The following is a 9,754-nucleotide window of genomic DNA, read 5'->3' on the forward strand; positions in this document are numbered from 1 at the left end:
CGCTGACAGAAGGATGCTGAAGTGGCCCGCCCCCGCGCGTTCGACACCGACGTGGCAGTGGAACAGGCCATGACGCTGTTCCGGAGGCAGGGGTACCACGCCACACCGATGCCCCGGCTGACCGCAGCGCTCAGCATCGGCAGCGGCAGCCTGTATGCCGCGTTCGGCTCGAAGGACGGTCTGTACGCGAGGGCTCTGGAACGCTACTGCGAAGGCTTGATCGCGACCCTCGAGCGGGACGTGCAAACCGGCGAGGACATCCGCACAGCACTGCGCGACCTGCTGATCACCATGATCACGGCCGACGTGGCAGTCCCCGACACGGCTGTCCGCTGGTCGGCGCAACCACCGAACGCGCGACCCACCACGACACGGTGAAGCAGGTACGTATGCCGATGAACGCCGTGGAGTCAGTACTGGCGGAGGCACTGCACCGGGCCCAGGACAGGGGCGAGCTGCGCAGCGGGTTCAACCCGGTGGACGGCGCCCGTTTCCTCACCACGTTCATCCAGGGCATCCACGTCATGGGACAGGCCCGCGCCGATCACGCGTTCCTGCAGTCGGCAGTCACCGGCGCGCTGCGGGCACTGGACTGAGAGGCGGTTCCGCCGCCAGGCGACTCGGTCGTAGTGCGGAAATACGGTCCCTTCGGTCCCTCTGCCACATATGCTGCCGTGCCTGGAATGGGGACTGCCCCGGCTCCTTCAGGGAGGCCGGAGCAGTCCTTCGGCACATCAAGCCTGCAGAAGGGAGGCCGCGTAGACGGGGTTGGTGTAGTCGCGCCACTCCGCGATCCTGCCGTCGCGGAGTTCGTAGACGGCCATGTTCATCACCGGGGCGAGCTTGCCGCCGGGCAGTGCGAGCCCATGGATCTGCTCGGCTATGACGACGTCGCCGGTGACCGCCTGGTGCACGGTCTCGAACTTGATCTGCTCGAAGTTGCCGAACACGCCCCTCCAGAGGGCGACCACCTTGTCACGTCCCTTGATCGGGTTGTCGCCGTAGTTGTGGAAGACAACGTCATCGGCCAGATACGGGCCGAGGGCGGCGGCGTTCTTGCTGTTGAAGGTGTTCACGAAGTCGCGGATGAATGAGTCGTTGTCGATGGCAGCCATAACATGACCTCTAAGATCGGGAGTCTCGTTGAGCCTAGGTAGTAAAGTTTGGACTCTATGGTCCAGAAAGAGGTTGCCTGCCGCGGCACCCTGTCAAGTGCCGCTACTTGGACAGGAATTCCAGCAGCGCCTTGTTCACCTCGTCCGCGTGAGTCCACGGCAGCCCGTGTGGCGCGCCTTCGATCTCCACGTAGTCGGCGGAGGGCAGGGCTTGGTGAAAAAAACAGGCCGTGGACTCGACGGGCAGGATCCTGTCACCCGTGCCGTGCAGGATGAGAGCCGGCACGTCGATCTCGGGAATGTCCTGGCGAAAGTCCGTACCCCAGGTCAGCGGTGCGGCCGCGGCCGCGTACGCACCGCCACCCGCGGCCACGTTCCAGCTGTTGCGCACCGCCTCCTCGCTGATACGTGTGCCCAGGTTCTCGTCCAGGTTGTAGAAGTCCTGGTAGAAGGGCGTGTAGTACGCATACCGGTCGGCCTTGACCGCGTCGACCACCCCCTGGAAGAACTCGGCGGGCGCGGCACCGTCCGGGTTGTCGTCGCTCTGGAGCAGGCACGGTTCCAGGGAGCCGAGGAAAGCGACCTTAGCGATGCGCGCTGAGCCGTAGGTGCCGAGGTAGCGCGCGGCTTCGCCGGTGCCCATGGAGAAGCCGACGAGGACGGCGTCGCGCACGTCCAGCTTCTCCAGCACGGTGTTGAGGTCGGCGGCGAAGGTGTCGTAGTCGTAGCCGGCGGTGGGCTGGCTGGACCGAAGCCGCGTCGGTCGTAGGTGATGACGCGGTGGCCGGCCGCGAGCAGCGCCGCCGACTGTTTCTCCCACGAGTGCCCGTCGGGCGGGAAGCCGTGGATCAGGACGACGGGTTGACCGCTCCCGTGGTCCTTGTCGTACAACTCGATGTCGGCGGTGTTCTCCTCGCCCACGGCGATGAACGGCATGCTGGTCCCTCTCGGTAACGGCGGAGCTGCGGTCGCGGAGACTTCGGGCCGTCATTGACACGGCGCCTCGGCTTCGCGACCACAGGTTTGTCGAAAGAAGTGAGTTCGGGCATCCGTTCAATGACTCACTCTCGCCTTCTCAGTACGAAGGCACCGCCACCCAGACTGCGAGCACGGGCGCGGCCGTGGAGACGTGCATCGCGACACGTGTTCAGTCAAATGACTGGCACGGCGGACCGCTCCGAGCAGGCCCGTCGGTGTGGGTCAGAGGGTGATCCTGCGGAAGGTCTCCCGCAGGTCGGAAACGAACGCCTCCGGGTTCTCGTAGTGGACGAAGTGGCCACCCTTCATGTGGGCGTTGATGTTGACCACGTTGAAGGAGCTGCGCGTGGGCCCGTTCTCGAAGGCGGCGATGCGGTCCTCGACGGTGTTGATGGCCGGCGGGTAGGCGTCACCGAGAAGGAAGGTGAAGCCGGCCGGCGGCTCGACGACGGGCTGACGGTCATGGGAAGGAACCCACGGGTGACGCACCGCGTTCCGGTACATTCGGATGGAGGTGCCGATGGACTGCGTCGCCCAGAAGATGGTGGCCTGGGTGAGGATGAAGTCGCGAGGGAACGCCGTCTCGAAGTCGCCCCGCTTGTCGCTCCACTTCTTCCACCGCCGCAGCAGCCAGGCGAGCATTCCGATGGGGGAGTCGTTCAGACCGTGGGTGAGGGTCGAGCCATCCAGCATGTGGACCGCGACGTGGGAGACATAGGTGTCGACGAGGTTCTCCAGGCCCGCCCGCAGTTCCGGCGAGGCATCCTCGGGGATCTTCACGCCGTCGGTCAGGTCCCAGAACCGCTCGTTCGCGAACTGCCCCGGCGGCATGTCGTGGCCGTAGTGCAGGCCGATGATGCTGTCGGCGTACTTGTGCCCCAGCTGGCTGGCGACCAGGGCGCCGTAGTCGGATCCAGCGACGCCGTACTTCTCGTAGCCGAGCTCCTCGGTCATGAGCTTGTGCAGGATGTCGGCGATCTTCCAGTAATTCAGATCGCCCCTGGTGGCCGGAGTGGAGAAGGCGAAGCCGGGCAGGTCCGGGATGATGACATCGAACGAGAGTGACGGGTCGCCGCCGTGGGCGGCGGGGTCCGTGAGCGGGCCGATGAGGCCGTAGCTGAACTCCCCGGGCCAGGGCCAGCCGGGGTTGACGATGAGCGGGATCGGGTTCGGGCCCTTGCCCCGCTCGTACACGAAGTGCACGGGCGTGCCGTCGATCTCGACCTTGTGCTGGTTGAAGGAGTTCAGCCTCTTTTCCTGCGCACGCCAGTCGAAACCGTCCGCCCAGTACTCCACCAGCGGCTTGAGGTAGGCGGTGCTGATCCCGTAGTACTCCTCCTCGTTGTCGAGGTCGCCGAAGTAACGGGTCTTCCGCAGGCGGTCCTTGAGGTCGTCGAGGACATCCTGGGGAATGTCGATCTCGTACGGTGCCAACTTGTTGATTTCGTTAATTTCGCTCACTGCAATGCTGCTTTCCTGGGAAGTGGAAACGGAAGTTGCTGAAGTGGACCGCGTGATCGGTCAGTCGCTGAAGTCCAGGCGGACTCGGGTCTGCTTGAGTTCGGCGATCTGCCACGAGCCCCCGGTCTTGACGAAGCGCGCGTGGTAGTGACCGAAGCCGTGCATGGTTCTGAAGGGGATGGCTTCGGAGACCTCGGCGTCCTCGGGCCTCGTGACGATGTCCTCCATCGCGAACACGCCATGAGCGGCTGTCGGTGAGTCGACGTCGATCTCGTCGGAGAACAGGTGATGGATCAGGGTGACGCCGGGGCCGCCGCTGGCGCCCACCGTTGCGGTGATCTCGTCCCGGCCGCGCATGCGGAACCACACGGATCCGTCCGGCTTGTGCGGGGTGAAGGTGCCGTCGTGTGTGAACAGGTTTGCCAGGTCGCCCCAGCGCTGGTGGTCCGCGTAACGGACATAGCGGGCCATCAGGCGACGGACTTCCTCCGTGATGCCGAGGCGCTCGATGGTTTCCATGGTCGATCTTCCTTCTGGCGATATGGAGACATGCGGTACGCGAGGTTTGCGTTCTGCCGACACCTTCAGAGCGTGGACCGCCCGGCCCATTAACCATGCACTCGCGCACATTGGACCGACAAGTCCAGAATGCTGTGGCTCCAGTCACGTGACCGAAAATGCTTGACTCGTGTACCTATGTGTTCCAACTCGCCCCGTTGCTCAGCAGCCCGCTGCCCACCGCGGACCGCGCACAGACGGCCGCCGATCAGCGGGATACGATCGCGTTTCCTGGAGGGGGAGTCATGGGTGTACGACAAGGTCGGTCGCTGTCGATATGCCGGGCCACGGTCTGAAGGCAAGACGACCGGCCGCGAGCAGGCGACGTCCCCACGACCCGAGGGACTTCGCGTCGGAAAAGTCCCCGATTGGGGACGTGGATCTCGCCACGGCGGGGACGTTGCTCGCCGAGCAGGCCAGAAGGGCGGGAGGCGGAGCCGGTGAAGGTCAGGACGTCCGGGCGTCCCTCCACCTGCCGTTCGTCGGGCAGGGCCGGCAGCGGACGCCACCAGTTGGTGTCGGTGGCCGGTACCAGGTCGTCGGGGTCGTGGTCCCAGCCGGCCGGGCGGGCCTCGGCATCGGGCCGAGCGACGAGCGCTCCGCCCTCGGGGCCGCTCGCGGCGGCCGGCGCGTCGGCGAGATGGAGGCGCAGGGTACGGGTCCCGGGCGGAGGCCAGCAGGGTGCCGTGTGCCGGCCGGTGCCCGTGCTCTGCCAGCGGACCGGTGGGGGCGGCTCCCCCGCTCCGCCTGTGCCGAGGTGCCGTAGCAGGAAGTCGATCACTGGGGTGAGGGAACGGTCCAGCATCGTTTCGCGGGCGGCCGGGTCGGTGAGGTGGTCGGGGCCGTGTCCGTCCGGCGTGTGCGGGTCGTCCTGGTGGTCGATGGCCCCGGCGATCAGGTACTGCGGTGCGCGCGCCGCCCGCTGGGCCCGACACCAGTCGCGCAGCTGCCCGCTCTGGAAGAGGTCGTACCAGCCGGTCCAGTGCAGGGTCGGCACGCGTCCGTGGCCGGGTGTGTGGTCACCGAAGGCCAGTTGGCGCCAGCGGTTCGCGCCGGGGGGTGTGGTGGGCCACTGGGCCGGTGACAACTCACCGGTCACGGCGGGCAGTTCGTCGAGAAGCCCGGCGAAGGGCCGCCGGGACCAGTCCGGGCTCGTGGCCAGGTTGGCACGATCGGCCCAGGTGGTCGTCAGCCAGTCCACCATGGGGCCGAGTCTGAACACCCCGCCCCGGTGGATGAGTTCGCCGCCGATGTCCGTCGTGGTGAGCCGGGACACCAGCGCTCGGACGGCCGGGTGCAGGGAGGCGAGTGCGACCCAGGCGGTGAAGCCGTAGTACGAGTTGCCCCAGCAGCCCACCGTGCCGTCCGACCAGCGCTGCGCCGTGATCCACTCCAGGACGTCCCAGGCGTCACCGGTCTCCGCGCGAAACGGTTCCGTGCGGCCCTCGGAGCGGATCTTGCCGCGGACGTCCTGCGTCACGACGGCCAGTCCGGCGTCGGTGAGCCGGGCCGCGATGTCCGGCAGCAGGGTGTCCGGACGCGTCTTGTCGTACGGCGTCCGGATCAGCACCGCCGGCAGCCTCGTGGGGGACGGCGGCAGGTACACGTCGGTGTGCAGGCGGACGCCGTCCCGCATGGGGACCCGGAAGGAGTCCGCCTGCGGGACCGGCGTACCGAACGGCACGGGAAGGGCCGTGTTCACCCGGCGTGCGCCGCGGGAGCCGGCAGGTCGGGGTCCAGGCCGGCGTCGGCGGCGGCGACGCGCTCCCGCTCGGTCGTCAGGTCAAGCGACCGGCAGACCAGCAGGTAGAGGCCGGCCGAGACGGCCAGTCCGACGAGCATGGTGACGTCCAGGCCGTCGAACCACCGCGCCACCGTGCCACCGGGCCCATGTGGTCGCCCACCACGGCGAACGGCATCATCGACGCGAAGCCCACGACGTAGCTCACCAGTCCGCGCCAGCTCCACCGTCCGTAGATGCCGCGCGGGTTGAAGATCTCCCGGATCGAGTAGTGGCCCCGGCGTACGACGTAGAAGTCGACCAGGTTGATCGCCGTCCACGGGGTGAACAGGTAGCCGAGGACGACCAGGAAGTGTTCGAACTCCCTGAGGAACGTCTCGTCCGAGCTGAAGGCGATCGCGGTCGACAGCAGGCCGACGACGACGAGCGTGACCACCCGCTTGGCCACGGTGGACCGGATCTGCCGGATGGAGTCCATGCTGGACAGCAGGGTCAGGCTGCCGCCGTAGAAGTTGAGCGTGCCGATGGTGATCAGCGGGACGACCGACACCAGCAGCAGGGTGGTGCCGAAGCCGTGGAAGACCTTGTCGCCGACGGCGATGACCGATTCGACGAGGGCCAGTTTCGGGAACAGCCCGGCCGCCACCGTGCCCACGAGCATCATCCACGCCCCGCCGATGGTCGCGCCGAGGTACGTCCACCAGAACGAGGAGCGCACGCCCACGGTCGGCGGCAGGTAGCGGGAGTAGTCGGAGACGTAGATCGACCAGGAGAGCTGGTAGACGGCGGCCGTGAAGAACTGGACGAGGAAGGGGGCGAGGGTGAACGCGCCCAGGTCGAGCTGCTCGGAGGTGAACGGGGCCGTCACCGCGATGCCCACGGTGAACACGACCAGGGCCACGAACATCAGATAGGTCAGCCAGCGCGAGGCCCGGTGGATGAAGTCGTAGCCGACGATCGCGAGGACGATGCCCACCACCGCGTAGCCGATGTAGCTCGCCGGGTCGGGCACCCCGGCCGGATGCGACAGGGTGCGGCCGACCAGGATCTGGTTGAACGCGGTGTAGCCGATGTACGTCACCAGTGCCGTGACCCATACGAGCAGGGCGCCGACGAAGCCGAACTGCGGCCGGGACTGCACCATTTGGGGCAGCCCCAGCTGCGGGCCCTGGGTGGAGTGGAAGGCCATGAAGAAGGTGCCGAAGGCGGAGCCGAGGACGACGGCGATCGCCGTCCAGATCAGGTTCCCGCCGAGGGTCACCCCGATCGCACCGGTGGCGACGGTGGCGAGGTGGGCGTCGCCGGCGAACCACACCGGGATGCCGCGCCGCGGGGAGAACGCGATGAAGAACACGGACCCGGAGCGGTGGAGGATCATCGAGTGGACGGCGACCTCGCGGGTCATGGCTCAGGCGGCGTCGACGGCCAGGTCGTGCACCGCGCGCCAGCCCTTGGAGGTGATCTTCTCGGCGGGGGCGGTGAACTGGCCGCCCGCGTTGTTGACGAGCACGTCGATCCGGCCGAACTCGGCGAGGGCGGCGTCCACGACGTGCGTGACCGCTCCCTCCTCCCGGATGTTCGCCGGCACGGCCAGACAGGTGCCGCCGGCGGCCTCGATCTCTGCGCGTACGTCGTCCCGGGGGCCGGGGCGCCGCCCGCAGACGACGACGCGCGCCCCGCAGGCGGCGAAGTCCCTGGCGACGGCCCGGCCTTTGCCGGTGCCTCCACCCGTGATCAGCACGACCTTTCCGTCGTGCACGTCAGGGCGCAGTGGTGAGGTGCCCACGGTGCTCTCTTTCTGTGCCGCTGTCCCGGGCCGCCATGCGGTGTTCGGCGTTCCCGGACCGTGAAAGGACGGGGAACTCACGGCATGGCACGGCTGCCTACCCGGATCGGCACATCGACTGACTGATGCGTCGGTTGGGAATTGCCCTCACTCTGGGACGGCCCCGAAGGCGCTGCCAATAGGCTTGCAACCTGCGAGTTTTCAGTGAAGACCCCTCAGTTGCCCCAGCGGGGCCCACACCAGGGATATTGCGATTTAGGCAACGCGGCACTACGGTGCGGCACCATGGACGAGACAGCGCAGCGCGTGCGCCGCGTCATCGACACGGTCGCGGACACCCAACGGGAGTTCGCCGCACGCATCGGCCTCGAGCCGACCAAGCTCTCCAAGTCGCTCCAGGGCAACCGCCGTTTCACGGCGGGCGAGCTGTCGGCCGTGGCCGCGGCGGGCGGAGTGAGCGTGGACTGGCTGATGCACGGCCGCGGCACGGGACCGGCCCCGGCGCCCGAGCGGCGGCCGGCCGACCCCGTGGACGCGGAGGGCAACGGCGACGACCGGCGCCGCACCGAGTTCCTCCAGGCGGCCTGGAAGCTCATCTCCGAGCAGGGCTACCACTCGGTCCGCATCGCCGACATCGCCCGCGCCTGCGGTACCAGCAGCGGCGCGGTGCACTACTACTTCCCCACCAAGCAGGACGTGCTGAACGCGGCGCTGCTGCACTGCGTCACCTGTGCCTTCGAGCGGCAGAGCGTCGAGCTGAAGGCCGTGGACAGCGCGTACGGGCGGCTGGTGAAGCTCATCGACATGCAGCTGCCGGCCGACATGGTGCGGGACGAGTGGCTGGTCTGGCTGCAGTTCTGGGCGGAGACCGCGCTGCGCCCCGAGCTGCGCGCGATCCACAACGGCTTCTACGCCCGCTGGCGGGAGACCGTGGTCCGGATCGTGCTCCGGGGGCAGCGGCAGGGGCAGTTCCGGGCGGACGCGGACGCGGAACAACTCGCCCTGGTCCTCACGGCGCTCACCGACGGCCTGGCCATCCAGGTGCTGACGGGCTCTCCGGACGTGACGGCGGAGCGGATGCGCGGCGTCCTGCTGGACTTCATCGAGCGCGAACTCCTCGCGCGGAAAGGCGGATCGCATGACGGCAGCGACCACTGACACGGCGGCCTCCGACGCCGACCCCGGCGAGAACGGGGCGCGCGCCGATCCCGGGGAGGCGGCGGCGCGCACCAATCCTGGGGAGGTGGCGGCGCGCGCCGCGTACGGCGAGGTGAAGGCGGGTACCGAGCACGGCGAGATGGAGGCGAGTACCGAGCACGGCGAGATGGAGGCGAGTACCGAGCACGCAGACGGCGAAGCCCGTGGCGATCTCGGCGACGTCGAGGCCCGGGTGCGGGCCAATCTCGCGGCGTTCGAGCGGCGCGAGGCCACGGTCGCACCGGGCGTGCGGCGTGCCGGCGTGTGCCTCGCCCTGTTCCGCCGGCGCGGTGAGCCGCACGTAATGCTGATCAAGCGGGTCGCCCGGGGTCGCAACGCCGGGCAGTGGGCGCTGCCCGGCGGACGGCTGGACGGGGCGGAGACCCCGGTGCAGGCGGCGCTGCGCGAACTGGGCGAGGAGACGGGGATCTCGGCGGAGCCGGAGGACGTGGCGGGTGTGCTCGACGACTTCGTCACCGACTCCGGTTTCGTCATCACACCGGTGGTCGTCGTCCCCCGGGCGCCCGTACGCCCCGTACGCGACCCGCGCGAGGTGCACTCGTTGCACCCGATCCCGCTGCGCCGGCTCACGGAGCCGGACCTGCCGCACTGGCACACCGATTCCGACGGCCGGCGCCTGCTGCAGATGCCGCTGCGGCGCGGGATGGTGATCCACGCGCCGACAGGAGCACTGCTGTGGCAGTTCCGCGAGGTGGCCCTGCTCGGCCGCCCGACCCGGGTCGCCGACCTCGCGCAACCGGCCTTCACCCGTAACTGAGACGAGGCGTCACCCCGGGGCCGGGCCCCCCGGGGCCCCCGCGGGGACACCACAGGCAGCCCGGGCGGGGGACGGGACCCCCGCCCGTCGGGCGCCGCCCGCGGGGGCCGCCCCGCGCCCGCGCGGCGGGGCCCCCAGTC

General features: G+C 68.7%; 10 protein-coding genes and 1 pseudogene. 4 read left to right on the forward strand and 7 right to left on the reverse strand.

The window, feature by feature from the left end; all coding sequences use genetic code 11:
* The first annotated feature begins 21 nt into the window (after positions 1–21).
* Together ACGFYV_RS36190 and ACGFYV_RS36195 are read left to right on the forward strand one after the other, a co-directional pair.
* Positions 22–378 carry a TetR/AcrR family transcriptional regulator gene (locus ACGFYV_RS36190; protein WP_393882793.1) on the forward strand — a complete coding sequence of 119 codons (357 nt, stop codon included), beginning with the start codon at positions 22–24 and terminating at the stop codon, positions 376–378.
* Entirely contained in the window at positions 333–596 is a 264-nt protein-coding gene (locus ACGFYV_RS36195; RefSeq protein ID WP_393882806.1) for a hypothetical protein, read from the forward strand. Before ACGFYV_RS36190 ends, ACGFYV_RS36195 begins: the two co-directional genes overlap by 46 nt.
* A 138-nt stretch (positions 597–734) precedes the next feature.
* Here the strand turns inward: ACGFYV_RS36195 and ACGFYV_RS36200 are convergent, their stop codons facing one another.
* From ACGFYV_RS36200 to ACGFYV_RS36230, 7 genes and pseudogenes are all read right to left on the reverse strand, one after another.
* Positions 735–1,115 carry a nuclear transport factor 2 family protein gene (locus tag ACGFYV_RS36200; RefSeq protein WP_393882794.1) on the reverse strand — a complete coding sequence of 127 codons (381 nt, stop codon included), beginning with the start codon at positions 1,113–1,115 and terminating at the stop codon, positions 735–737.
* Positions 1,116–1,218: 103 nt separating this feature from the next.
* Positions 1,219–1,967, reverse strand: a pseudogene (locus tag ACGFYV_RS36205) (alpha/beta fold hydrolase).
* Positions 1,968–2,315: 348 nt separating this feature from the next.
* On the reverse strand, positions 2,316–3,554 hold the full coding sequence (locus tag ACGFYV_RS36210; protein ID WP_393882795.1) for an epoxide hydrolase family protein: 1,239 nt from the start codon (positions 3,552–3,554) through the stop codon (positions 2,316–2,318).
* Positions 3,555–3,614: 60 nt separating this feature from the next.
* The gene (locus ACGFYV_RS36215) at positions 3,615–4,073 is read right to left on the reverse strand and encodes a nuclear transport factor 2 family protein (RefSeq protein ID WP_393882796.1); all 459 of its coding nucleotides are present in this window, start codon (positions 4,071–4,073) and stop codon (positions 3,615–3,617) included.
* Positions 4,074–4,320: 247 nt separating this feature from the next.
* Positions 4,321–5,796 (reverse strand): CocE/NonD family hydrolase, encoded by a 1,476-nt coding sequence (locus ACGFYV_RS36220; RefSeq protein ID WP_393882797.1) that lies wholly within the window; start codon positions 5,794–5,796, stop codon positions 4,321–4,323.
* Between the two features lie 94 nt (positions 5,797–5,890).
* Positions 5,891–7,258: a purine-cytosine permease family protein gene (locus ACGFYV_RS36225; RefSeq protein WP_393882798.1), complete on the reverse strand. Its 1,368-nt coding sequence runs from the start codon at positions 7,256–7,258 to the stop codon at positions 5,891–5,893.
* 3 nt (positions 7,259–7,261) lie between these two features.
* Positions 7,262–7,639 carry an SDR family NAD(P)-dependent oxidoreductase gene (locus ACGFYV_RS36230; protein ID WP_393882799.1) on the reverse strand — a complete coding sequence of 126 codons (378 nt, stop codon included), beginning with the start codon at positions 7,637–7,639 and terminating at the stop codon, positions 7,262–7,264.
* Positions 7,640–7,924: 285 nt separating this feature from the next.
* Here ACGFYV_RS36230 and ACGFYV_RS36235 point away from each other — a divergent pair, with 285 nt between their 5' ends.
* Positions 7,925–8,797, forward strand: coding sequence for a TetR family transcriptional regulator C-terminal domain-containing protein (locus ACGFYV_RS36235; protein WP_393882800.1), 873 nt, complete (start codon positions 7,925–7,927; stop codon positions 8,795–8,797).
* Positions 8,778–9,614, forward strand: a complete 837-nt coding sequence (locus tag ACGFYV_RS36240) for an NUDIX hydrolase (RefSeq protein WP_393882801.1) — start codon at positions 8,778–8,780, stop codon at positions 9,612–9,614. Before ACGFYV_RS36235 ends, ACGFYV_RS36240 begins: the two co-directional genes overlap by 20 nt.
* Positions 9,615–9,754 lie beyond the last annotated feature (140 nt).

The sequence above is a fragment of the Streptomyces sp. NPDC048297 genome (genome assembly GCF_043201585.1).
Lineage (GTDB): Bacteria > Actinomycetota > Actinomycetes > Streptomycetales > Streptomycetaceae > Streptomyces.